Annotated in this window: 25 protein-coding genes; 9 read left to right on the forward strand and 16 right to left on the reverse strand. The window is 41.2% G+C overall.

Annotated elements, in window-relative coordinates; genetic code table 11:
- Positions 1-103: 103 nt before the first annotated feature.
- Positions 104-1474, forward strand: a complete 1371-nt coding sequence (locus BM124_RS05475) for a GntP family permease (protein ID WP_093335908.1) — start codon at positions 104-106, stop codon at positions 1472-1474.
- Positions 1475-1581: 107 nt separating this feature from the next.
- Here BM124_RS05475 and BM124_RS05480 read toward each other — a convergent pair whose 3' ends face one another.
- Positions 1582-2220 carry an HD domain-containing protein gene (locus BM124_RS05480; RefSeq protein ID WP_093335855.1) on the reverse strand — a complete coding sequence of 213 codons (639 nt, stop codon included), beginning with the start codon at positions 2218-2220 and terminating at the stop codon, positions 1582-1584.
- Between the two features lie 370 nt (positions 2221-2590).
- On the reverse strand, positions 2591-2776 hold the full coding sequence (locus BM124_RS18810) for a hypothetical protein (protein ID WP_170840983.1): 186 nt from the start codon (positions 2774-2776) through the stop codon (positions 2591-2593).
- 235 nt (positions 2777-3011) lie between these two features.
- Between BM124_RS18810 and BM124_RS05485 the strand changes: the two genes are divergently transcribed.
- Both BM124_RS05485 and BM124_RS05490 read left to right on the forward strand, forming a co-directional pair.
- The gene (locus BM124_RS05485) at positions 3012-3536 is read left to right on the forward strand and encodes a hypothetical protein (protein ID WP_093335857.1); all 525 of its coding nucleotides are present in this window, start codon (positions 3012-3014) and stop codon (positions 3534-3536) included.
- Between the two features lie 586 nt (positions 3537-4122).
- A complete protein-coding gene (locus BM124_RS05490; protein WP_139217070.1) occupies positions 4123-4989 on the forward strand; it encodes a hypothetical protein in 867 nt (288 codons plus the stop codon).
- Positions 4990-5116: 127 nt separating this feature from the next.
- Here the strand turns inward: BM124_RS05490 and BM124_RS05495 are convergent, their stop codons facing one another.
- The 5 genes from BM124_RS05495 to BM124_RS05515 form a co-directional block, all read right to left on the reverse strand.
- Positions 5117-6769, reverse strand: coding sequence for a DUF2075 domain-containing protein (locus tag BM124_RS05495; RefSeq protein WP_093335860.1), 1653 nt, complete (start codon positions 6767-6769; stop codon positions 5117-5119).
- 110 nt (positions 6770-6879) lie between these two features.
- The gene (locus BM124_RS05500) at positions 6880-7572 is read right to left on the reverse strand and encodes a transposase (protein ID WP_093335861.1); all 693 of its coding nucleotides are present in this window, start codon (positions 7570-7572) and stop codon (positions 6880-6882) included.
- A 6-nt stretch (positions 7573-7578) separates the two neighbouring features.
- Positions 7579-8157, reverse strand: a complete 579-nt coding sequence (locus BM124_RS05505; protein WP_093335863.1) for a transposase family protein — start codon at positions 8155-8157, stop codon at positions 7579-7581.
- 217 nt (positions 8158-8374) lie between these two features.
- On the reverse strand, positions 8375-9208 hold the full coding sequence (locus BM124_RS05510) for a RipA family octameric membrane protein (protein ID WP_093335864.1): 834 nt from the start codon (positions 9206-9208) through the stop codon (positions 8375-8377).
- Between the two features lie 11 nt (positions 9209-9219).
- Positions 9220-9606, reverse strand: coding sequence for a TIR domain-containing protein (locus tag BM124_RS05515; RefSeq protein ID WP_170840985.1), 387 nt, complete (start codon positions 9604-9606; stop codon positions 9220-9222).
- Between the two features lie 180 nt (positions 9607-9786).
- Between BM124_RS05515 and BM124_RS05520 the strand changes: the two genes are divergently transcribed.
- Entirely contained in the window at positions 9787-10866 is a 1080-nt protein-coding gene (locus BM124_RS05520; RefSeq protein WP_170840986.1) for an IS701 family transposase, read from the forward strand.
- Positions 10867-11209: 343 nt separating this feature from the next.
- On the opposite strand, the gene BM124_RS05525 is transcribed toward BM124_RS05520, so the two are convergent.
- Both BM124_RS05525 and BM124_RS05530 read right to left on the reverse strand, forming a co-directional pair.
- Positions 11210-12121 carry a restriction endonuclease gene (locus tag BM124_RS05525; RefSeq protein WP_170840987.1) on the reverse strand — a complete coding sequence of 304 codons (912 nt, stop codon included), beginning with the start codon at positions 12119-12121 and terminating at the stop codon, positions 11210-11212.
- A gap of 702 nt (positions 12122-12823) precedes the next feature.
- Positions 12824-13045 carry a hypothetical protein gene (locus BM124_RS05530; protein ID WP_093335869.1) on the reverse strand — a complete coding sequence of 74 codons (222 nt, stop codon included), beginning with the start codon at positions 13043-13045 and terminating at the stop codon, positions 12824-12826.
- A 134-nt stretch (positions 13046-13179) separates the two neighbouring features.
- Between BM124_RS05530 and BM124_RS19690 the strand changes: the two genes are divergently transcribed.
- Entirely contained in the window at positions 13180-13395 is a 216-nt protein-coding gene (locus tag BM124_RS19690; RefSeq protein WP_425288555.1) for a YgiT-type zinc finger protein, read from the forward strand.
- Between the two features lie 119 nt (positions 13396-13514).
- Here BM124_RS19690 and BM124_RS05540 read toward each other — a convergent pair whose 3' ends face one another.
- From BM124_RS05540 to BM124_RS05545, 3 genes are all read right to left on the reverse strand, one after another.
- Positions 13515-13991, reverse strand: coding sequence for a hypothetical protein (locus BM124_RS05540; RefSeq protein ID WP_244504242.1), 477 nt, complete (start codon positions 13989-13991; stop codon positions 13515-13517).
- Between the two features lie 162 nt (positions 13992-14153).
- The gene (locus tag BM124_RS19480) at positions 14154-14282 is read right to left on the reverse strand and encodes a hypothetical protein (RefSeq protein ID WP_280139712.1); all 129 of its coding nucleotides are present in this window, start codon (positions 14280-14282) and stop codon (positions 14154-14156) included.
- 277 nt (positions 14283-14559) lie between these two features.
- The gene (locus BM124_RS05545; RefSeq protein WP_093335873.1) at positions 14560-15024 is read right to left on the reverse strand and encodes a hypothetical protein; all 465 of its coding nucleotides are present in this window, start codon (positions 15022-15024) and stop codon (positions 14560-14562) included.
- A 169-nt stretch (positions 15025-15193) separates the two neighbouring features.
- Between BM124_RS05545 and BM124_RS05550 the strand changes: the two genes are divergently transcribed.
- The gene (locus BM124_RS05550) at positions 15194-15790 is read left to right on the forward strand and encodes a hypothetical protein (RefSeq protein ID WP_093335875.1); all 597 of its coding nucleotides are present in this window, start codon (positions 15194-15196) and stop codon (positions 15788-15790) included.
- Between the two features lie 12 nt (positions 15791-15802).
- Here the strand turns inward: BM124_RS05550 and BM124_RS05555 are convergent, their stop codons facing one another.
- A complete protein-coding gene (locus BM124_RS05555) occupies positions 15803-17101 on the reverse strand; it encodes a hypothetical protein (protein ID WP_093335877.1) in 1299 nt (432 codons plus the stop codon).
- Positions 17102-17182: 81 nt separating this feature from the next.
- Positions 17183-18058, reverse strand: a complete 876-nt coding sequence (locus BM124_RS05560; RefSeq protein ID WP_093335879.1) for a DMT family transporter — start codon at positions 18056-18058, stop codon at positions 17183-17185.
- A 123-nt stretch (positions 18059-18181) separates the two neighbouring features.
- Between BM124_RS05560 and BM124_RS05565 the strand changes: the two genes are divergently transcribed.
- Together BM124_RS05565 and BM124_RS05570 are read left to right on the forward strand one after the other, a co-directional pair.
- On the forward strand, positions 18182-19603 hold the full coding sequence (locus tag BM124_RS05565) for an aminotransferase-like domain-containing protein (RefSeq protein ID WP_093335880.1): 1422 nt from the start codon (positions 18182-18184) through the stop codon (positions 19601-19603).
- A gap of 133 nt (positions 19604-19736) precedes the next feature.
- Positions 19737-20273: a YceI family protein gene (locus tag BM124_RS05570; RefSeq protein WP_093335882.1), complete on the forward strand. Its 537-nt coding sequence runs from the start codon at positions 19737-19739 to the stop codon at positions 20271-20273.
- Between the two features lie 108 nt (positions 20274-20381).
- Here the strand turns inward: BM124_RS05570 and BM124_RS05575 are convergent, their stop codons facing one another.
- On the reverse strand, positions 20382-21242 hold the full coding sequence (locus BM124_RS05575; protein WP_093335884.1) for an alpha/beta fold hydrolase: 861 nt from the start codon (positions 21240-21242) through the stop codon (positions 20382-20384).
- Positions 21243-21366: 124 nt separating this feature from the next.
- On the opposite strand from BM124_RS05575, the gene BM124_RS05580 reads away from it, so the two are divergent.
- The gene (locus BM124_RS05580) at positions 21367-21957 is read left to right on the forward strand and encodes a CGNR zinc finger domain-containing protein (RefSeq protein WP_093335886.1); all 591 of its coding nucleotides are present in this window, start codon (positions 21367-21369) and stop codon (positions 21955-21957) included.
- A 451-nt stretch (positions 21958-22408) separates the two neighbouring features.
- Here the strand turns inward: BM124_RS05580 and BM124_RS05585 are convergent, their stop codons facing one another.
- Entirely contained in the window at positions 22409-24781 is a 2373-nt protein-coding gene (locus BM124_RS05585) for a glycoside hydrolase family 95 protein (RefSeq protein WP_093335887.1), read from the reverse strand.
- Positions 24782-24886 lie beyond the last annotated feature (105 nt).

Here is a 24886-nt window from a genome sequence, read left to right on the forward strand (position 1 = left end):
AAAAAAGTGTGACGGTATGAGGCTGAATCAAAAGCGGAATAAGATGTCGTTTCCGCTTTTGATTTTCCTATATAAAAATAAGCAAAAGGGAGAGGTGAGAAACATGGAAGTGTCGGGTGCTCAAATGATTATAGGTCTTATAATCGGGATATTTGTGTTAATTATGCTGGTGCTGAAGACCAAAATTCATGCGTTTGTCGCCTTATTGATTGCTGCATCGATTACTGGTTTGATTGGTGGGATGGCACCCCCGGATGTCATAGGAGCTATTACATTTGGTTTTGGAGACACACTGAGTACGATTGGTATAGTAATCGGTCTTGGAGTCATGATGGGGAGAGTACTCGAAGTCTCAGGTGCCGCAGAACGGATGGCTTATACTTTTATTAAGTGGCTGGGCAAAAAGAAAGAAGAATGGGCGATGGCATTAGCAGGGTACGTTGTCTCGATACCGATATTTGTAGATTCCGCTTTTGTTATATTAATGCCTTTAGTGAAAGCGTTATCATCAAAAACAGGTAAATCAGTAGTGAGTTTAGGTGTTGCTTTGGGTGTCGGACTTACAGCTACGCACCATGTTGTTCCTCCAACTCCAGGACCTTTGGGAGTAGCCGGAATATTTGAAATTGATGTAGGTCTTATGCTGCTATGGGGTCTTATCTTTGGAATTCCAATTATTATTTCCGGAGTTTTCTATGCAAAATGGATAGGTAAACGAATTCATCAGGTGCCGACAGAAGATGGGTTGGATTTTGTACGCCCCGATCACCCTAAAAATCTGGAAGAATACTACGAGCTTCAGGAATCAAAAGATCTTCCCGGGTTCGGCATATCCGTTGCTCCAATTATAGTACCTGTCATTTTAATATTTTTGAATACCACTATCGATGGACTGGGAATGGAAGGTGCCTTTGCCAATTATGCGGCATTCTTTGGTTCTCCGGTCATTGCTGTGGCGATCGGGTTAATTATTGCGATATATGGGCTCTTTAACAAAGTAAGACAATCGGATGCCATGGAACGGATGGAAGAGGGAATGCAGACCGCCGGGATTATACTTTTGGTCACCGGTGCAGGCGGTGCCTTAGGGCAAGTCTTGAGAGAAAGCGGAAGCGGAGATTTTATTGGCGAACAGATTGCATCCACTCCATTGCCACCTGTTTTAATTCCATTTTTCATAGCTACTGTTGTCCGGCTCATACAGGGAAGCGGCACCGTCGCCATGATCACAGGGGCATCGATCTCCGCTCCTATTATAGCAGGCATGGATGTGAATATGGTGTTTGCCGCTATTGCTGCTACCCTGGGTTCGACGGTTTTCTCTTACTTCAATGACAGCTTATTCTGGGTCGTCAACCGGATGCTCGGCATTAAGAATGTAAAAGAGCAGCTGCTCGTCTGGTCCGTACCAACAACTATCGCCTGGTTTGTCTCTCTCATTATGCTGGTTGTTGTGAATGGCTTGTTCGGGTAAAAGTACAGGAAAGAACGAATCTTTGAAAATGGTGGATATCCATAAAAATCATCCCATCTGCTGTTACCGGAAGGCAGATGGGATGTTTGTTGATATGGTGCGGTGTGTTATTCCGACCACGGGGAGTGGATAATACATTCGCAGAAATTCTTGTGCTTGTACTCAGGCTGGTAGTGGGAGATGACGTCTGCTTTAATATTGCCGAAGGTCGTTTCCGGCTTGTGCTTGAACCCTTCATAAAACGCAGGAATGATTTCCTGTTTAAAGTTATTACGAGGGAACGCCTCGACAATCTCCTCCCGCTGCTCCGCCGGGAACTGATCAAAGTTGTCGCCCATCACATCCAGGCCGACCGCGAAATAAAGCAGGGAAACCTGCGGCGTCTTATGTTCTGTAATCCCGATCGTCGTATGCAGAGCAATCGCATCCCACACCAGATTCAACGACTCCTCCGGGATCTGATACTGCTGCAGAAAACTTCTCGCCGCATTCGCGCCATCCACTTCAAAACGCAAATCCGGGCTGCTGTATTCTTTGGTCAGCCCCAGATCATGGAATAACGCACTCACATACAGCAGCTCCAGATCATAAGGCTGCGCCGCCTGCTGCCCCTGAACGGCACCGAACAAAAACACACGATTGGAATGATTCCACAGCAGATCATTATTCTTCTCCCGCAGAATATCCGCCGCATCCTTCGCAAGCTGCGAATCCGGAATCTTAATACCCGCTATTTCCTGCCGCATACCTAACATCCTCCTACTTTATTGGTAGAAACCTCGATTGCAACGGGGTCTTTGCCTCTTCCGCCGCTTCACCCCTTTACCACTGCCAGCGCTAATCCAAACAAGAGCAGCACCTCTCTCCAGGGTTTTCATCATAATATAAAACCATGTACGAATGTAGACGCTCCAATTTTTGATACATTTAACCATTGTTGTCACTTTGAAAGAAAAAATCGGCCGCAAGCCGAAAGGGCATCAAACATCAAAAGCAACGTAACGTTAAAAAAAGCCCTGAACGAGGACTTTTTTTGTATGGGGGAGCCGCGGAAAAAATTAAACAGTATTTTGTTAATTCGACTGAGATATACGGACAGAGGCAGGTTATTCTACGTTAGAAGGCACCCACCGCCAACCCATACAGAACCAAACCAGTTATCAGGCCGCCGAGCAGAAAGGGGGTAAACACGAACAGCAAAAAACCCAGGTTTTCCGGCAGAAGCGACAACCCAACATACCAAAGGACGCTGGTACCAATAAGCAGAAGCAGCACCCAGGCAGACTTCCCAAATAGGTTCATGTATTAAAAACGCGCGCAGCAACCTATACTCATATTCTATCCCTACTGTGTTTCTATTATAAAAGAAAAATAAGAACATACCCACCTGTACTAATTTTCACCAAATTTCTCGAAAAATCCTCTTCCATCAATGGAAGGATGTGCTAAAATAAGACTAAATAATCGGTTCTAAGACATTAGTTTTATTTTGGGGATTATTATTAAATAAACTTTTAACCTTAAGGAGAAATGGATCTTGTCTACAATTAGGAAAGCAGATTTTTACTACGGCTCTCTTTTATCAGTATTAGTAAACAATGAAGTAGCACCAGCTATCGTGCATCCGTCGGATGATCCCCGAAGGATTTATTCCGTCACAACGAATAATGGCGATTTTGAAATATACTCAAAATATGTTACCGAACCTGGTGATCGTCAAAAGAATAATTCGAAATTATGGAACTTCAATTTTTCGAAAGAAGAAGTACAATCGATTAATCAATATAAAAGTGAAGACAAAACGGTTTTGTTTGCGCTGCTTTGCGGACAGCATCATAAGCTGCAGGACAGTGAGATAGCTGTGCTGACATTGGAACAAGCAAAAGATTGTCTCGATTCCGCTTACTTGAGAGAAAACCATAGAATAGCAGTGAAAACGGAGCATAATAAACCGGATTTAAGAGTATATGGTACAGGACGGTCGGATGAAAATAGAATACGAATAAAACGCTTCGATTTTTCGTTATTGAAAAGGGAAGAACCTTCTACAGTAAACAAATAATCAACAATTAGGAAGGCTGGAATAAATATTGAAAACGGCTCATGTTATGGCTTGGCTTTTTAGGGGTTTGCTTATTGTCATAATGCTTTATTTAACAATGGACATGCTAACAAGTTTTGATGTTTTTAAACAAGATATGATAATCGCACAATCCGCTCCTCAAGCTACATAATTATCTAATGAAAATGTATTAAGCATTTTATCAAAAATGGGAATTTTCATTTTAAAGGCTGTTATATTTATAGCTTTTGAAATCAATAGGTATATCTTCAAACAAATAAAGAAGTTAGATGAACTAAATAATAGACAAAAGTCAAAGATATAAATCTATATATAGTGCATTTTTTAATTTCCGAAACTAAATGTTGCAAAAACGCAATATATTTGCTGCATTAAAAGTAAATAATAGGAAAGGAGATAATCTTGATGGCCAAAACAAAGTCGGGAAAGAAAAAGGTTTATGTCTCCCCACACAAAAGATCGGGCAAAAAAATTCCTGCTCACTACCGTTCGACACGAAATTAATTTAACTAAAGGGTTAGTGGTTTATAGACTGCTACCCTTTTCTTACAGAATTATAAAATGTGTGAGGAGGATTATTATCTCTATTTCCATTCTATCTGCTATATATAGTAATAAAGGAATTGAAAAAGAATACAGCGTAAGAGAAATTACTAAAGAGCTATATCATAAAACTTTGAGAGGGCATTTATTTTGCCCAACGCCTGGTTGCAATGCAAGAATAGTTTATAATTCTGGGCTAACACCCTATTTTAAGACTTGGAAAATGGATAACCATATAGAAGAGTGTTTGCATTACTTTGATAGAGAAAATAGAAAATCGGGAGTTAATACTGAAGATTTAATGAACGTTGAGTTGTCAGTTGACAGGAAAAAACGGGCCATGAAAGAGGCGTTAAAGCTTTATAATATGACTGCGGAAGAAAAAGCTAAACAAAGTGGAAAAAGTACTAAGAGGAATCCTAAGACACAAGGTAAGAAAAATAATATAGCTACCAGACCAGTTTTGAAAGATGGCGAAAATGAAGAAATAGTAAAGAATGAGGGCGTTCGTGGGCCAAATCTTTTAAAAAGACCTGTATCTACTTTGCAGGAAAAAGATGAAGGACAAACACGATTAGTTATTGGAGTATTAAAAAATGTGAATGACTCAAATAAAGGAACTAGTATTCTCATTGAAGATAGCGGAAAAGAACTATACTTAGTTTTTGAGGAGGTGTTTAGAGTAAACAGTCCAGAATATCTAGGCCTTTTTCATCACTTAGAAAAATATCAAACTAGTAAAGATCAAGAAGACACAATAATAATTACTGCAGTAGGACAAATAAGGAAATCAAAATCTTATGATGGTTTTGAATCTTCTGTTTTTTATGGAAGAGATTTAGAAATTGATGGTATAGATTTAAGAATACTTGCGATGCAGCAAAGTTAAAATTATTAATTTTATTAAAGAGGTTAGAATTCTTCCGGAATACAAAAATAATTTTCCTCTATCCCAATAGTTGATATTAAAATGGCATGAAAATACTAATACCTCTGGTATTTCCATGCCATAATTATTACTTTGAATGGTTTTCAACATTTAATGAAAATAACTTCTCTCTAAGTTTGGGATCTGTTGCATAAATATATAGCCCATGAATTCCCCGTTTCATTAATACATTAAGCGAATTCAAAATAATATTTTCTTTTATGTTTTCATTGTCGTGATTAGAAAAATCCTTTCTTTTTGTAAAAGCTGCTGTATCTTTGTACTGAGAGGGATCAATAGTTAACTGGTCATTTACATCATCATAACTTATAGATGGACCGAGGATGACACCAACATAATTCAAATCAAAACCCTGTACAGTATAGATTGAACCAACTTCTTTAATTGTTTCCGGATTTTCAGCCCAGGTCATATTACGTTCTGTTCGATTCCAAGGCATGTTTATACCTTCTTCATCAACATAATAAGTATTGTCATCTTTCTTATGTAGATAATCGAACGTTGAAACAATGCGTGAAAGACCAACACTGTTGTTTTGTTTTTTGATTGCGTTTTTAAATTCTTTAGGATCGTTAAAAATTTTAAGGTCGAAACTTTCATCTTTTTGCTTCGGAATAGGTTGCAGTTTTTTATTTTTAAAGGATTCAATCCAATTTAAAGTTTCAGTAGATGCATTTATTCTAAATTGATCAGTAAGTTTTAATTTGTCTGCATTATAGTTTTCTGTGATTTGTTCCAGCAATTGTTCGTTCCAATAACTTTTAATTTTCATCACTTGACTGGGATCAAATATTACAATAGTAATCTTACTTCTTTTAATGATTTCATCCAGTTGATTTTCATAGTGAAAGTTATTATAAGAGTCTTTTTTGCTAAGTAACAGATGTGCTTCATCAACTAGAGTTATATCGGCATAAGAGTTTACTTTTTCTATGCTGTTAATAAAAGCTGTAGGTTTTAAAAAGCTTTTTTTCTTTAAGTTACGTAAACTTCCCGCAATATTTTTGTATGTCTTAAGCATTTCTTCATGATTAACCAAAAAATAATTTTGAGTTTTATGTAAATCGGAACTATCGTCTTTTGAGTAATCTTGGATAGTGTTAAACAAAGAACTTAATAAAACACTTTTGCCAGTCCCGGCGTCGCCTTCAATAATAAAAACATGATTTCCGTCTTTTTCTTTTGATTTTTGTTTACAGAAATCAATAATTTTTTGTTTAATATCTAATTGTTGAAATGATAATTCTTTATATGGAGATAATTTAAAAATATCTTTATTTTTCAGATTATCAATAGTATCTTTTACTAACCCTTCGTTTTTAAGCTTCCCCCATATTTCGTGAAAAATTTCTTCGTTATAAAATGATTTTTGATAGTAATTATGAGTTTGGGAAGTAGACGTTTGACTGACATTCTGCAATTCATATTGATTATCTGCAATAAAATAATTTATTAAATTTGATTCAATGTTGTATGTAGCAGATTGGTTGAATGTTTCATGTCCGATAAGGATAGACTTTCCCAGCTTCTTTCGATCACTGTTACGAAGATGGTTTTGTAAACGACGTATTGGTTGTACAGTTTGTCCTATATAAGCGGCTGGTTTATGGTTCTCATTATAAAGTATGTAAATCATAGGATAACTGTGTAAAAATTCGGATTTAATCTCTTTTAAATCCTGTAGTTTGAAGTTTCTTGCTTCAAAGATCAAATCATTCATTTCAGAAATCTCCCAAATTAAATTTTTCTAAAAGCGTATCATATACCATACATCAGTTAAATATTTTTTATTGAAATCGAGGGTCTAAACCATAATATGTTCTTGACTGCTTAATACTGAACTTTCTCTTCATTACACTCCAGCAAAATGCGTTGCTTGTACCCTTCGGGGTTGCGAGTGAAGGAATCCTGGCGCTGCAGCGCTTTGATTTTATTATTTTTGCCTTCGACGGCTGCATTCGTATAACGGAGTTTGTGATAATTACAAAGCTCTTCCTGCCAAGTCTGCATCGTTTTTAAGCAGGACTTCACGGCTGGATGATCGATGGATGCTCCATCCTGCAGCCATCGCTGAAATCCTTTTTTGGCAAGCTTATAGGAGGAACTTTCGTCGTACCATTCCATAAATGATTCTTTCCAGGCATGGGCTTGGTGAAGCAGCGGGGAATAAGACAGTAAAACAGAAAGCTTCTGCCGTTCCCTTTCCGTGAGACGATCCTGTCGTTTCCCTATCAAGTGGTGGTTGCGCTTTAGATGACGGCCGGCGTGAGGGGTCAGCTTTTTTTGTTCCGTCTTCCGGACATGCTGCAGCGCCTCTGTGACGTAACGATTTACGTGATATCGGTCCGCAATGCGAATGGCAGAGGGATAGATTTCCTTAACAAACCTATGGTAACTGCGTGCTAGATCAAGAACCACAGCTGTCGGCTGAAGGGTCCCCCATTCGGGGTTTTTTTCAACATAATCATGGAGTTCTTCCTTCGTGCGGCCGGGAATCACATCAAGAAATGTTTCGCCCCGCAAATCATGCTAACCCGTGTTATAGGTGTGGCCTTTTCGAATGGCGAAATCATCCAGGCCTAAAACAAGGGTTGAACGAGCCGCAGCTTCTTCCCTGCATTCCTTTTGGATACGTTGACTTTCGGTGTTCATCCATCGGTAAAACCATCGCGTCAGAGAGGTAACCGGCATCTGTAACAAGGCCGCTGCATGTTTTACGGTTGCCCCTGTAATATAAGAAAAAGCCTGCCGTTCCAATCTTTTGGTAACCTTTTTTTTCGGCTCTACACTCTCGTAATTCCAGACAAACGAACCCTTACAGGAATGACAATAAAGCCGGATGGCTGGCAGATGGAGAAATACTTTAGAACCAAAGGCTGCAAGGTCTCTTACTTTCCGGCGATAAGCCACACCGCGCCTAATAACGCGTTCTTTCGACCGGCAGGTCGGGCAGGACTGCCGCGAAGTGCAGGGTTCGACCCCAAAGTCAATTGTATCCATCTCTTTTTGAACGGAGGTAATCTTTAACTCTGGCAGGTCTAATAAATCATTGATAGAATGAACGTACATCTGTATCCCTCTTTTGTTGGTTGGTGGTACTTTCAACATAACAGAGGGGCAGGTGTTTTTTCATTTATGACGACCATTTAAACGCATCTATCTTATTGTCAAGAACATGTTTCGGTGTAGATCCATTATAGATATTAATAATATTTTTAAATTCCATAATAGTGAAAAAAGCACCTTAAAGGGGCAACTTTTAAAGGCCATTTAATTAAAACTCTGTAACTTTCTGCTCTATATGTTTAAAGTAGAAAAATACTTTTTAAATTAGTCGAGAAAATATACTATTAATAAAATCCCCAAACTGATACCAAAATAAAATCCCTGTTAAAGATAGGATTAGCGCCCCAAAAAGTTTCGGAACATTTTTTTCTGTTGAAGTAAATGACTTGTATTTTTTGGGTCTAAGCCCCTTCCCCAGAGATATCCATTCAGCAGAGTAAATTTCCGCACTGAATTCTTTTTCTATTCGCAGAATGACGTCAAATTTAGCTTTATTTAGTTTGCCGTAATTATCAATTAAATTTTTCCAAGAATAACATAAAAGTAAGCTAGTAGCTGAAAAGCCATATAAAATACTCATTGAACCGCTATTCAGTATGTTTGTCTGGACTAAGAAACCAGCTATAGCTAATAAACTTCCTATTACTGTGATAAAGAAAGCATTGGTTTTTTGCCTTCTTTCGATTAGCCTTTCTGATGATTCAACCATAATTCTATACAATTCCATTGACTTATCTTTATCTGGATCAAAACACTTTTCAAACTCATCACTTAAATTATAAAGAGCTGTCAATTGTGAAATAGCTTCTTTATTATCTCCTTTATCATTAATCTCAATAATATCTTTTTTTGCTTCTTCAGCTTTTTTGATTTCCCACTCTACATTAGAAGAATTTTTGCTCTTTTCCGGATTAAAGACAATAACAGCTTCGGCTTCATAAATAGCGTTTTCGGCTTGAGGCTTCCAATCAGTGGAGTGGGTTTTTTTTAGAAATGTTAGATGTAAGCTTAATGATAGTTCCTTTCCTAATTGGTTTATATTTTTTTTAGCTTTAGTTTGGTCTTCAAAGCTGTGTATTACGAATATTTTCATATGCTATATCCTTAACGTTGACCGGCAATTAAATTTTTAAGATTATCCCAAGTCCAACGGTATATTTTGTCAGAAGAAAGAGCAGAATTTGGTTTAACACAATTTTCTTTAGAATAAGCTGCCAATAAAAAATATGGTTTTCTTTTGTCTCGTGCTATTGATAGTTCAGTTTCTACTCCTGTAGCTGATTGAGTGTTTTTACCACAAAGTATAATGACAACATCAACATTATCCATTCTTCTTCTAACTTTCGCCTCCCAGTCTCCAGTCAAATGTTTTTTGACAGAATTGTCTTTGAACGTGAATGGACTATCGGGGAGCTTTGATTGTCCAGCTAACATTGTTTTAGCTCCTTCATCATGATCTATATCAAAACTGATAAATGCTCGTTTATGCATATTAATCCCTCCTAAATAAAGTTAATTTGAATTATAACTTTTCTCAAGATTTAATAAAACACTCTGAAGTTGCATAATCCATAGAAAAAATTCCATACATGTTCATAAAAAGACAGAACCTCCAAATCTGCTTATGCGATGGATGCGCTGACAAACACGTACACAGAGGGGTTCTGCTATATGTGTCCTGTAGCACAGTCATCATCTATCGACCATTTCTTAAATCGTATTAATATGTCTCTCCATGTACTAAAACCGGCATACCGGCATCTTTCCCACCTCCTGCAGGGAATGATTCAAGAGCGGCGGAATGGTAGTATGACCGTACTACGGAACAGCAGCTTCTGGCACCGCCACCTCCCATCCGTAACGCGATTTTTTCAATATGGGCAGTGGAACGAGCAGGGCGTACAGCGAAAGCTGCAGAGGTCTATCTATCAACAGGTTCAGCAGATGTCCTCTTCCGAGGATCCCTTGATGGTTATTATCGATGACAGCATCTGTCCAAAAACCAAGCCTTCGTCACAGGCTTTGGAGCTGACAGAAGGAGCTTCCTATCCCTTTGATCACAAACAGGGAAAACCTATTTACGCTCATCAGTGGGTAACGACGATGATAGGAGCCCGTGGCTCCTTTCTACCCTTTGCCATGACGCCTTATATAAAAGAAGAGTATTCGAAACTTGATATGGCCTGGGACCATATGGATCAAATACCGGACGGCACGCGGGACGTTTATGTCCTGACAGACAGCTGGTATGCTGCCACTTTCCTGGTTGCCTACATTCAAGAACGTGGATGGCATTTCATCGGAGGTCTGAAAAGCAACCGTGTTCTGCTGAATGACCGCGTTTCTCAACCCGTCAGGGAATGGGCGCAACAAAAGGAAGACCAACCATCCTGCATCGTCACCGTAGGAGATGCTTCCTACTACGTTCATCGCTATGACGGGGCGCTGAAAGGCGGACTCCAGGGAACAGTGCTGGCGTGCCGGCGTACGAATACAGCACCCAGCGAATCATCGGTTCGCTATTTCTTCAGCACAGATTCCAGCTTAACCGCCCAAAAGATCCTGCTTTTCTACGCTGAACGCTGGAACATCGAAACCTTTTTTCAGGAAACGAAAGACAAACTTTATATGGGGGATTACAGGCTGCGATCCCTTTTTGCTATTAAGCGGTACATGCTGGTACTTCAACTTGCCTATACATTTATCGTGCTATTACCAGCAGAGATTCTCTACAGGATATTGGCGGGCTAACAAGGAAAGACGCCGTTCTCTCCTGCTCTATGTTTATCAGAAAGCCTAGAAGGGCGTGTCTCTGCAGTCTCTTGAAAAAGAGCTGATAATTGCCTAAGGAGATATGCAAGATCTAAAGTAAAATATTCATTATATTGGATATTCCTGTTGCTTATTATGCAACTTTAGAGTAATTTTATTGTAGATGATGGCCTTGCGTATATCCGCTGAGAAGTTAACAGGAGCATTTCTTCTCGCCAAATACATGTGGACTATCGCAAAAAAAGTCTACTGAAGATGGTATAATTAAAAAGATGAACAATGAACGAAGCGGGTTCGTACTTATCTTATTTAAAGGTATTTATCACATTCTTTCTGTATAGCGGCAATGAGGATATCCCATACATCCATAAAAACTTCCATATCGCCCGCTTCTTCGTTTTAATTTGTGGCCGCACAGTGGGCATTGCCTAACATGTTGCACCTGAGTATTTAGAAGAGAGGGGAGGTTGATATTGCAATAAACGACGTGATTGTTTTTGCATCGGGTGTGCTCTGTATTAGCTAGGTTTGTAAAAAAGACAATGTCACCACATTGTTCACACATTACTTGATATCGCTGATTTTTTGAAGAAGGATAGGCTTCTTCAAAAAGTTCTCTTAGCCGATCACCATCTATTAAGGTGATGTTATATTTTGCACTATAATCAATAGCCGCTGATGTGAAACGGCTTGTAGTAATAAAAAAACCTATGTCTGTTCCCTCTTCTATCATAGCGGCATAAAATTTTTGTAACATAGGTCGACCGATTGAATTGTTTCGACTGTGTCTTTTATATTCAAAAAGATACTTCTTTTGATCTTTCCAAGCAACAGCGTCTTTGCCTCCGTCATTGATGTAAGGTGTTTGGTTTACATTATATCCTAATTCGCGAAGCATATCACTTACCACATTTTCAAATTCTTGTGGAGAAAGACTTTGAAGATATTTATTATTCTTTCTCATTTGTTTTAATAGCTTTTTGGTTTCGTCTTGGTGTAATTGTTTGGAATTTTCTTTTATTTGCTGATTTATAAGTAGTTTCTCTTTCTCTTTTGCACACGTTAAACATTTATTTGCTGAATCCCCTTTAGAGATACCGTGGGGACAAACATCTTTCTTTTCTTTATGCTTCTCTGACAAAAAAATAGAGAGTTCCTTAATCTTCTTAAAACTCCAGAATAATAACCATCCAATAAGATATATGCTGACTAAAATAAATATCAATTCGCCCATTTGTGTCTCCTTATACATAACTATATACATATCATTTCAACTGATGTAAGTATGCTATACATTTATTTTAACGAATACAATCACTGTGTACTTATTTTGAATTATTACGTATGAATATAATTCACAAAGCCGATGTTAATGCTATATAAATGACTGGTTGCGTGTGATAGGCATACCATTATTTTAAATTTAAAAAGGCCTTTCACTATGTGTCGTCACCTAACAGCTGTTTATGCTGCATATACACCTTCTAAATAACCAGAATGTACTGGTGCTGACGGTTAAAGATAGGCAGTCGTCCTATTTTGACTTCAAACATATTAGCATGCTCAAGGTTCCGATACATATACTGGAACCGTTTTTCACTTCCCAATTAGGGCTCTTTAAGTGATGGTCGTTTTTGTTCAGAGGTCCTCAAGTATTTTCTACAAGCTCTGACCTGGTATTTTACTGGTTTTGGTTCAATTTCGTGCAAAGATAGATTAAGAGAATCAATGGTGCTTTCCAGATTTATTTTATATGTTAAAAGATTTAGGTAGGTTGGAGGAGCTAAATCCACTATGGTGCATATAAAATATATTAACAAATAACCCTTAGTATGTGCATTCGTTCCCTTAGTCCCTTTGGCGAAAGTGAAATCTGATGATTCCGTTTCATCTGAACATTGTCCTGGTCCGTTACGTAGACTGGTGGATTGATCAGCTAAAGCAGGTTATGAAGAGGTTGAATCCCGACACCGTTCCCATTGGGATCCAGTACATATGCGAGATAATCGCTGATAGCATTCTCATCATGAAACTGTTTGTTCAAGGTGGTAAGTACAGTGTCATTGGTTTGAACGTCTTCCTCTTTTATGTAGGGATAAATGTCTGCTATTCTGTCGAGCTGCTTTTTTGCCTCTGCCGGGGAAATAGAAGGATTCATATCGTCATCTGCTTTATTCGTTGTTTGCTATGTGCTTTTCAGCTTAGATGGATTATACTAATAGTATGATGTATCCGTGTCTTAATAGAAAAGAGTTATTTAATATCTGTGCCGTGAAGGAGCTGTCTCATACAATGTTAGAGATTCCTTGTCGCTGTGGAGGACATGCGGATAAACGAACAGGCGATGTGGAGCATGTGGTGGGTTCGAAAAACATCACCATTAAAAATGTACCTCATTATTACTGTGATACATGCGGGTCGGTCTCTTACAGCAGTGATGTTCACGTATCCGCCCTCTTGAAACGTGCTTGTGCGGAAAACTTAAATGAAGTCGGATATAACGCTTGATATACGATCAGAAGACTCTCTTTCTTAAGAGGGTCTTTTTTATAGAAATTCTGTTACCTGGTGATGTTCAATGATACAAAATACGGGAACTCTCCATTAAGGATGTCATGATACTTGTTTTATCCGCCTATTAATATATCCTTCACATATACCATCCCCATAAAAAACAGCCAGACGGCAAATGGAAGTGCGAAACTCTTCATGGCTTGTAACGGTTTATAATCTTTATTTTTCCTTTGGAGCATTCTATCTGTCATAAAGAACAATATAGAGGCGCCTAAACTATACCATAGTAATACAAGACCGAACACAGCGTGCAAAATGCCGGAGCTGATTATGTCAGATTTATCATTTTTCATTTTTGCTGCTATAACGGAACTGACTTTATCACTAATAATAGAGGTCAGCACGCCGTAAATTAAAATCGCCGGGAAACTATACATCAAATAAACCGGTGTGCTTACTATAAAAGCATATAAATAAGCGGATAGAGATGGATATGTTTCACCGAATGGCAGGGTTAAACCTAGCACCACGGCAAACATGGAACCAGAGAGACTTGCTGAAATGATTTTTCGTGATATTATTTTATTCACCTCCAGATGTCTTATAGTCATAGTATGATAAAATCCTGAATCTTGAGCGTTGCCTAATTTCGTAAAGTCATCAGGATTTTATCCAGCCGTTTTCTTTACAGAGGAAGAAGCAATCCCTGCGAGGAAGATTTCGATAAGGACAAAAACAAAAGCATGCAGCAGTCACATGAATTCTCCAAATAACCCCAGGATAGGCGGATCGGCAAGAAAGGCGGAGTACCCGATAATAGAATCGATACTTGCTCTCGTGACGGCTCCTTCTGATTCGTCGCCGGCAGCGGAAATACACACCGGAAAACCTAAAGAAGTGCCAAGTCCCCAGAGACACCAACTGCCCCCACAGGTAGATATCCTGTGAATATCACAAGAGCGAGTCCTGAGAACGCTGGGAAGGAGGCGGTTCGAAGGACGGTGACAGAAATATGCATCGCCATCATGATAGTGACTGTTAAGCATGATGAAACAGCGGTGAGAGATTGTCTCTTTGCTGGTTGTTCTAATGGAAAGTGCTTCTTTCTATAAACAGAGTGAACACTCTGGGATAGATTCAAGAAGCTGAGAAGTTGCTTCAGTCCTCATCTGTTAGATTCGCTATCTCCTGTATTCTCTCCATCGCCTCATTCGAATCTTCCGGAGGGACGATATAATTATGATCTTGTTCCGTCAGGATAATGATAGTGCCGTCTTGATATAAGAAGAAGCTGTATGCCGCTTGTTCGTTTACGTTACGCTGCTTCGAAAAAGAAAATAGATAGCTGGGTTGATCCGTTTGTTTTTCCATATTTGTATTTTTAGAGGTTTCCTGCACCTTCACGTTTTCTGTTGCGGATAGGATGTTCTGTATTTTTTCTTTGTCCTTTATTATTTTTGTACCGGCTGATGCGTTGTCGGCACTGATTTTTTGTATGTGGAGGAATCCCATCTCTTCCTGATTGGTGGGGGAAGGATCGGTATTCGAAAGTGTTTCTTCGTTGGTGCTGCTTCCGCATGCGGAACATAAACACATTAGAACGAATAACAGAACGTATCTCATCTTACACTTCCCTTTCTCTATTAATCAATTGAACTTAAAGAAATATTTAGGCTGCGGAACCTTCCTGTCTCTCATGATAGAGATAGGGATGATTATAAGCAAATACCTATTGTTTGAGGGAGGCAACTTTGAAATAATTGTAAGCAGATATGGGGAAGAGGTGTGTGTGATGAGAAGAAAAACAGTGCTGGCAGGAATCCTTCCGCTTACCATGGCATCTTTGCTTATGGCATGCAGCGACGAGGCAGGAAGCAGCAATGAGAACGAAGATAATAACGAAACAACAGAGCAGCAGGAGGTGCCCGCCGCAGAATCAGAGGATGTTGATGCAGAGGCTTCTATGGATGCAGCGGAAGATGCTGCCGAACAGCCTGAGACAAAAGAAGACGATGCCCTGTCGGAGTATTCTTCTGAAGACATCGAATACGCCCGCGTGTGGCGGCAGCTTGGCGCGAATCAGGAGATAGAGGCATTGTACGTCCGGCATATTTCATCGGGGGAGCCGTTGAACCCGGACGATGAAACGAGCGCGGTGTACCCGGAAGATGTGGTGCAGTTATCGGGAGCCCGCCTGGTGGACGGATCCGTTACCTACAGCAGTAATGGGGACGGCACGATTAATAAGTATAATGTGCCGTTACGCTGGGACGGTAAGAATCCCGCCGGCAGAGAAGTTTATACAGAGATTATCGACAATACAAAAACAATAAGAATCAACCCCGGGGAGGATGAAGAGATTATCAGGCTTATCAACCTATTACAGTAATTCATCCTTTCCCTATTGTTTACGGATGTTGCGGTGCAGCGATCCATACAAAGTCAGAGACTGAATAATCAGCGCGGTGGTGAGAGCCAGAGCTGCGATGTAGGCGCCCGCCAAAGGGGAGAACGAATTGAGAAGCGCAAGACAGAGAGCCAGAATTCCAATATTGAGGTACATCACGCGTTCGACTACTTTTTCTTTCTCCAACAGGACCAGTCTTCCCCGTAGCACACTCAGCACGGATGTCAGGAAGGGGATACCAATCAACAGAAAAGTCGTTTGAGCTGCCAGGTCTGAATAATGTGTTTCGAGCCCCATCATTCGCACGTAATACCATCCACCAAGCGGAGTGGAAGCGACGATAACCAATAAAGCGGAGAAAAAGCAGCCTGCGGCCAAACTGAATCGTTTTAACGAAGCAGTCATATTATGGTTACGTCCTTCGTGAATGGTGACATTTTGTAATTCTTCCAGCGGTCCCGAGACCATGTAGACGAAGCTGAGCACGATCTGCCAAACGACGAGAGATTCCTCCACCCTGGTTGGTGCGTGACCTATCCCCACTAGAAACAGAGGAATATCAAGCGTAAGCAGAAGGGCTGCCACCGCCAACGGAAAATGAGATTTCCAGAACGATGAAAAGGTTATTTTTTCACCGGCAGCCGGCAGTTCATTTTTGGTCTCTGTCTTCCAAACGGTTAATACAAAGGCTTCTATAAAAGCACTGATAACAAGGGCCAATGCGCCAAGTAAGACCCCGTCGACGATGCCGAGTAAAAACAATATTCCGGCGATCGTTATCCCGGATATCAGGCGGATGAACGAAGCGAGAGTAACGACAGACGTTTTCTCCCGTCGTATCCACAGTCCCTGATACACACGCCGCCACGCCACCGCTACTGGTGCGGTGCTTAATACGAGACAGCCTGTTTTTATGAGCTCCAGCGTTTTTGGATCATTAATTGGTACAATGTAACGAAAAACTCCTTCAAATAAAGGGGAAAATAAACATACGTAACCTATCACTACGATTGCCGCGCTGTATAATAGTGAAAAGAGAAGGACCCGGTAAAAAGATGGGAAGTTCTCGGACAGTTTTGTGCTGACAGACGTTATAAACTGAACCGTACTATTTAAGATAAATATGTAGCCAAGCCCCATATTAAACGCGAGGATATTTTCGGTTCCGTCAGGCATTCTTGCTATGAGAAGCAGCATGACCGGGATTTCTATGTATAAGATGCTCGTACTGAACGCTAATGGCATCCACTGCTGCCATATATTTTTTTGATTGTCCTTTTCTGACCGGTTCATAGCATCCCCTCTATGGTTTTATTTTGTTTATGAGTCATTTTGTTACAATTTATGCTAACAGGAAATGTTATGCTGAGTCTATCACTTTTCTTCTTTTCCTTTCCCTGTGTATAAAGTAGAAACGGAGACCCCGGCCAAAACGATCACACCGCCTGCGATCGATAGAAGGGTGGGTGTTTCGCCTATCCAGACCCAGGAGATGATGATGGCCAGGACAGGGGTGAGGTACAAGGAACTGGTGGCTTCCGATGCGCCTTGTTTCGATGTGGCGTATGCGATGGCGAAGTAAGGAATAACGGTCGGGAACAGCCCGAGATACAAAACGGTGAGTAAACTCTCCATAGAGGCCTGCTGCACAGCTTCCGCCGCACCGGGGGTGGAAATCAGCATGAAGAGGGTTCCGGCCCAGATGGTGTACGTCGTAAATGGAATGAACCCATACTTTGTCAGATAGTTCGATTGCAGGACAAAATAAACACTCTCCCCCAGAGCCGCTGTTACAATCATCAGCACCCCCAATTCCAGGCTGAAACCTCCACCTGCATCGAACGAAATAAGAAACACTCCGAATAATGCCGTGACAGAACCGGCCCATCCGTATGTACCAAAGGTTTCTTTTAAGAAAAGTCTGGCAAGCAGGGCGGAAAGGAGCGGCGTGGTCGATACGAGGAAACTCGCTGCTCCGGCACTGACGGTTTTTTCTCCGATACTAAGAAACGTGTGGTAGACGGAAAAGCCCAGAAATCCGAGGATCAAAATGGCGGGAAGGTCTTTTCGTTCCGGGAGTTTCATTTTGGTGGCTGCGGCAGCGATGACCAGGGCAGTGGAACCAACCAGCAGCCGCAGCATCGATAAATGGAACGGGTCAAACGATTCCAGTCCTACGCGTATAGCTGGAAACGCGGAAGCCCATAGAATAATTGCTGCTGCATAGGCGGGTAGTACTCGAAGAGGCATTTGTTCATCATCCTTACGATTGGAAGGTATATTTGATATTACATCTCTTATGATAAAATACGTACGAAGCATTGGAATCAACCATTTCCATGAAAGCCATGCCAACCAATCAAGGGTGAAAATATGAATCCATCAGGTACGACGTACAGGGATATTGTGGAATACATCGAAAAGAAAGCAGCAGAAGGGGAGTGGTCCGCCGGGCGGAAACTTCCGACCCAAAGGGAGATGGCTGCTGCATTCGGGGTGAACCGGAGCACGGTGATTCATGCGCTGGATGTGTTGAAAGAGAGAGGAATCATAGAATCCAAAACGGGGAGCGGGACGTACGTTTCGGATTATGATGCCTCCACCTTATCAAAGCGCTTCGTCAACTGGACGGACTTTTCAAAGTACAGCCTTCATCCAACGAACCACGACATCGTGAGAAAAATAAATAAGCTGGAGCTGGATGATTCGATCATACAATTAGGCAAAGGGGAGCTTCACGAGGAGCTGTTTCCCAAGCGTTTATTTCATGATTCGCTCCGCTCGCTGGAGACGACGTATCATCATTACGGATATGATGACGGCACGGGGGATTATAGATACAGAAAAGCTGTCTCATCTTATTTGAAGGAGCGGGGGATTGCTTCCAGTCCGGACACTATACTACCGGTATCCGGTGCCCTGCAGGCGCTGCAGTTAATAACGCTTGGCTTACTGCAGTTGGGATCCACCGTCTACACACCGCAGATTTCGTATGTTCATTCCCTGCATGTTTTTCGAACATCCGGTATGAAGCTGAAAAGCATTCCGTTTAAGAAACAGAGGCTGGGTACGGAGTACCTGCGTGACGATTTGTCCAGAAACAAAAGCTCGTCTATGTTATACGTCAATCCGACGTTTCAAAACCCGGTAACGACCACGCTGGATGGTCAAAGCCGAAAAGAGTTGGTGGAGCTGTCGCGGGACTATCAAATGCCTGTCATAGAAGATGATATCTTCCGGGATTTATGGATCGACCAGGAGCCGCAGCCGCCCATTGCATCTCTCGATCACAGCGGGCATACGCTGTTTATCGGGAGTTTTTCCAAGACGATGGCGCCAACGCTTAGAGTCGGCTGGATGACAGGCCCGGCAGACGTTATGGAGAAGCTGAGTGATCTGCGGATGCAGCTGGACTACGGCACCAGTTATCTCCCGCAGCTTGCCATGTATAATTTTCTTGAAACAGGAAAATACGACGAGCATCTGAAAACGCTGAGAAAAGAACTTCGTGACAGACGAGACACGCTGGCCTATCTTTTGGAAACATACATAGCTGATGCTGCAACCTGGGAGATTCCCGAAGGAGGCATGTTCATCTGGGTGCGGTTTGCAGATGATATCAATGTTCGGAGACTGTTTTCCGCGCTTGTGGACAGGGGCGTCTTAATAAATCCAGGCTTCATCTACAGTTATTACCATAATCAATACGCTAGGCTGTCTTTCACCAGTTCGTCTCTGGAGGACATGGAATATGGGGTGAAGGTGATTAGAGACGTGGTGGACGAACAAAAGTGACGCAGTCGATTCATCGCGTGAAGGGCACTGTGCATGTATTTTCTAATGTACCAAACTTTTAAGTTTACTCGGTCCTTTTGTTCATACTACATTTATATGGAATTGAAGATAATTCGATGACAAGGAATGAGGTATGGCAAAAACAGTGTGGTCTATCGATCCTGTACATAGTGAAATTGGATTCTCCGTGAAGCATATGATGATTTCAAAAGCGAAAGGTACGTTTGACACCTTCGAGGGTACGTTAAAAGCGGATGTGGACGATTTAGATAATGCTGAAATCGAAGCGTCCATTGATGCCGCTAGTATTAATACGAACGATGAAAATCGGGACGGCCATTTAAAATCGGGTGACTTTTTCGATGTGGAAAACTATCCAACCATCACGTTCGTTGGGAAAGATATTCAGAAGAAAAGGGAGGATCGTTTTGATGTCACAGGCGATCTTACCATGGTCGGTACGACAAAAGAAGTGACGTTGGATGTTACCTTTGAAGGACAGAGTAAGGATCCAATCAGCGGGAACATGGTCGCCGGATTCAGCGGCGAAACAACGATTAACCGCAAAGAATTCGGACTCACGTGGAATGCCGCGGTGGAAACAGGCGGCGTTCTTGTCGGGGAAGTTGTGAAAGTGAACCTTGAACTCGAACTGCACAAGCAGGAATAGAGCGGAGCTGCAGTATTTTTTTCCTGCAGAAATCTGAAAAACAGACGTGATCCCCTCATGGATCACGTCTGCTTTTTTGTATTGGACATGGATACGTGCGTTCCAGCGTTACGTTAAACGGTCCTGCAAAAACTGCTTTATCAAATAAGCACTCGTTTCCAATTCTTCTTCTAAAGGAAAATGGCCGGTATTTAATAAATGAACGTCACAGTCGTTCAGATCGTTTTGGAAAGCGAGCGCCCCTTCCGGTCCAAAGAACATGTCATTTTTCCCCCATACCGCCAGTGTCGGAGGTTGATGCGTTCTGAAGTACTCCTGCCAATTGGGATACTCTTTCAGATTGTTTCTGTAATCGTATTGCAGCGCAAGTTGTATTTCGTTATTGCCGGGACGATCCAACACCATTTGATCCATATTCCAGGCATCGGGGCTGATTCGTTCGGGGTTGCGGGTCCCATTGGTGTATTGATACGTTGTAAAGTCTGCCGTTAGAAGGGGTCTTACATTATTCTTATTTTCTTCCGTCGGATTTTCCCAATACGCGCGAACAGGATCCCAGGCAGACAATAATCCTTCCTCATACGCATTTCCGTTTTGCGTTATAATGGCTTGAATTCGTTCAGGATGTCCGGCTGCCAATCTGAATCCTACGGGAGCGCCGTAATCATGAACATAGAGGCTGTATTTCTCTAATTTTAATTCCTCTACAAATTGATTCATCAGAGAAGCAAAGTTATCAAACGTATATTCAAATTCCTCCATGCCAGGCTGATCGCTGTTCCCAAAGCTTGGATAATCTGGCGCGACAACGTGATATTGATCCATCAGCTCAGGTATTAAGTTCCGGTACATATGAGAAGAAGAAGGAAAACCATGAAGCAGTAAAATGGTAGGATTTCCTCTGTCACCGACTTCCCGGTAAAAAATAGTAACATTCTTGATGCTTACTGTTTTGTATTCCACTAACATATTTCCACCTCTCTTTATAACTTCTATAAACACATATTAGTGGTTATAAGTTCATGTTACAGTACATTTTATAACTTTTAAATATAATTTTTAAAGGTTATAATGAGGGGTGAGGTGAAAATGGATGAATAACTCATTGTTTGTACTAGGCGGCGCTGCATGGATTAACCTGGTCAATACGACGTATATCTCCCATAAACAGGAGATTGATATATTAGCTGATGTCTCCCGTACGTTTCAGTGGCTGGAGGAAAATAACCTGTTACGGGAGTCAGATGCTCCGGTTTTAGAAAAGGAAGAACGGATGGATTCGTTAATAAACGAGCTTCATTCGCTTCGTACCCTCTGCAAAAAGATTTTGTCTGATGTAGAACAAAAGGAAGAAATCTCTCCAGATGCTGCCGGTCAACTAAACAAGCTTGTTAAAAGGCTGAATGTCAGGCTGACGATGGATGCTGGGAATGAAAAATTAAAATTGGTTCCCGAAGGACTAACAGTGGAAGATCACGTACTGTACCAAATTGCGGACTCCATTATCCATACGTTGGACAGTACCTTGATCAGCCGTATCAGAAAGTGCGAGCATGAAGAATGCGTACTCCACTTTGTCGATACCTCAAAATCAGGGAAAAGACGCTGGTGCAGCATGGAATGGTGCGGAAACCGCAAAAAGGCAGCCGAATTTTATGCGAAGAAAAAGAAGAAGCAGGACTAAACGTCACTTTCGAAGGCTGAAATGAGCAGGCAGGCTTTGATATAGTTGGACAAGCCTGCAAAAGCTTGATGGCGGGCAGAACGAAATGCAGAATGGTTCCGGTTATCGACATATGATAATCGGAACCTTTTTAAAAGATATATAGACTTCATGTTGTTTTTAATGATTGATTGCTGACGGCGTTGTTTGTCCAATCATTCACGGAAATACGGAGTGGGGGGCCATCTCTGCCTTTTTTCAGCATCGCTGCAGTAACTTCCGTTTTCACTTTTTTGGAAGCGTAAGAGCCAAAAAAGTATCGAAAAAGCCGGTTAACAATGTGAAATAAGCAGAGGTCTGCAGGATGCAGGCCGGGTAAGTTCGGCGTGGCATTTTGAGCCGAACTTCCTTACAATATATAAAAATGAAATGATTCACCTTCGGCTGAGATGTAAGTTCATTATTAAATCTGCTATTCTTTGGGTTTGAAGTAATAAGTTTTCCCGATATCCGTATTAAAAGCAAGGATCCCGTCATTATGAGATGTTGTCGATACTTTTTGTTGTTCTGAAGTGACCTTCAATTCTTTATTATTATATACATAACAACGGCTGCCATGGTTGGATAGTAATGAGGCTTCTATCATTTCGTGGTTGTTCCATTTTATAGATACTTCAAATCCCCCTCTTACTCTCACCCCGGTTATCTGTCCTTCCGGAAGTTGACCAGGCAGCGACGGTAGAAAATGAATATAATTCTGATGAGACTGAATCAGCAACTCGATAATTCCTGCTGCATAACCAAAATTTCCGTCAATCTGGAAAGGGGGGTGAGCACCAAACAAGTTGTTATATAGACCACCCTTTTCATCAACTTCTGCATCATTATCCGCAGGGTGGAACAGATGATCAATAAGTCTGAATGCGTGGTCTTCCTCCTGAAACCTGGCCCATAAACAGAGTTTCCATACAAGACTCCACCCTGTACCGCCATATCCTCGCCGTTCCAATGAAGCTCTGGCCGATTCAAACAATTCCGGAGTTAACGTTTCAGTAAGCTGTTCACCGGGATACACCCCATACAAATGAGAAACATGTCGATGCTCAGGTTCCTCCTCCATAAAATCCTGATCCCATTCTTGAAGTTCTCCGTAACTGCCGACTTGGTATGGATATAAGTTGGCACGGATGGATTCGATTTCTTTTTGCAGTTCGTAGTCGATTCCTAAGATATGCTGAGCACTCATAGTATTTGTGAAAACGTCCCATATTAAAGCCATGTCCATCGTAGCTGCATTAGTCACGGAAGCTTTATAACCGTTGACTATAAAATGATGTTCCGGCGAAGTAGAAGGTGAAGTTATATAAAAACCATTTTTATTTTCTATCACCCAATCAAGACAAAATAAGGCTGCTTGTTTAAGAATCGGGTATGCCCTGTTTTTCAGATAAGTTTCATCCATTGTATACAAATAATGTTCCCATAAATGCCTTGTGAGCCACACCCCTCCCATTGGCCACAATGCCCAAACTGGCTTTCCATGCCCATAGTCACCAACAGGGGCGGTGTGCCGCCAGATATCCGAATTATGATGAGCCGTCCATCCTCTGCATGCATAATGAACAGCTGCTGTGTGTTTTCCAGAAGCAGCCAAGTCTTCTATATAATTTAGAAAAGAGAGGTGGCATTCTGGAAGATTGAATAATTCAGAAGCCCAATAGTTCATTTCAGCATTTATATTTAAGGTATAGTTGCTGCTCCAGGGGGCACGTATATCTTTATTCCAAATTCCCTGCAGCGTCGCTGGTTGTGTTCCTTCGCGGGAACTGGCAATCATTAAATAGCGGGCGTAATGAAATAGCAGCTCTATTAATCCTTTATCTTGGGCCCCGTATCTCTGAATTCTTTCATCAGTTGGAATATTCTCGTATTTTTTTGCCCCCTCCAAGTCAAAAGTAACTCGGTGAAATAATAGTTGGTAATCTTCTTTATGCCTATGAAACAGCTCCGGATAACTTTTTAAAATGGCATGGTCAAAAACGTTGTCAATAACTTCAGAAGGTTCCTTGCCGCAGCTTCCCGGCATGCTGTCAAAACCACTGTAGTTCGTTGCAGCTGTAAATAGAATGATTGCAGATACAGCTTCTTCCACATGAAGAGTCTGTCCGCTGGTAGTCACCCGGCCATCGCTGAGAATATGAACTCTTGCTTCAAAACTCATGGCATTGGTCGTTTCGGGATCTCCATAGATAACGGGGTTTTTCGTATCGTAATAAATAGGATCAACATGTTCCGGACATTGCCCTTTCAAAAGTAATTCATTTTTTTCTGCTTGAATATGATGTTTTAATTTGCTGCTCATATTAATACTGAAATTCAAGGAAGCAGGCTGATCTGCTGTCAATCGCATAGCAATAATGTTATCTGGATATGAAGCAAATAAAGAGCGGGTATAATGTACTCCTTCTACGTTATAGGAAGTCTTTGCCACAGCGTTGTTTAAATCCAGTTCACGCTTAAAATCGGAATAGGATTCGTGACGTGGGAAACGCAGCATAATATCACATAATGGCAAATATGCCTGGGTATAAGCCCCCAGCATGTTCTTGGCTTCATCGCTGGCATTTGAGTATTCATGTTCTTCAATTTTCTTTCTAACCTCTGGAAGGATATCCAGTGCCGCATGATTTGTATTGTCCTTGGGATATCCCGACCACAATGTTTCTTCGTTACACTGAATAAGCTCTTCTGTTACTTGACCGAATACCATCGCACCTAGTTTCCCGTTTCCAATGGGGAGAGCTTCCGTCCACTTTTCAGCTGGTCGATTATACATAAGTTTCATTTCTTTTAACCCTCCCTCTTTGTAATTAATTATTCTTCCACATGCTCTTGTTTTCTCCGAATTTCTATCCTATCAATGATAACCAGATACGCGTGTTCCCACCTC

This window comes from Salibacterium halotolerans (assembly GCF_900115625.1).
In the GTDB taxonomy this organism is placed as follows: Bacteria; Bacillota; Bacilli; order Bacillales; family Marinococcaceae; genus Salibacterium; species Salibacterium halotolerans.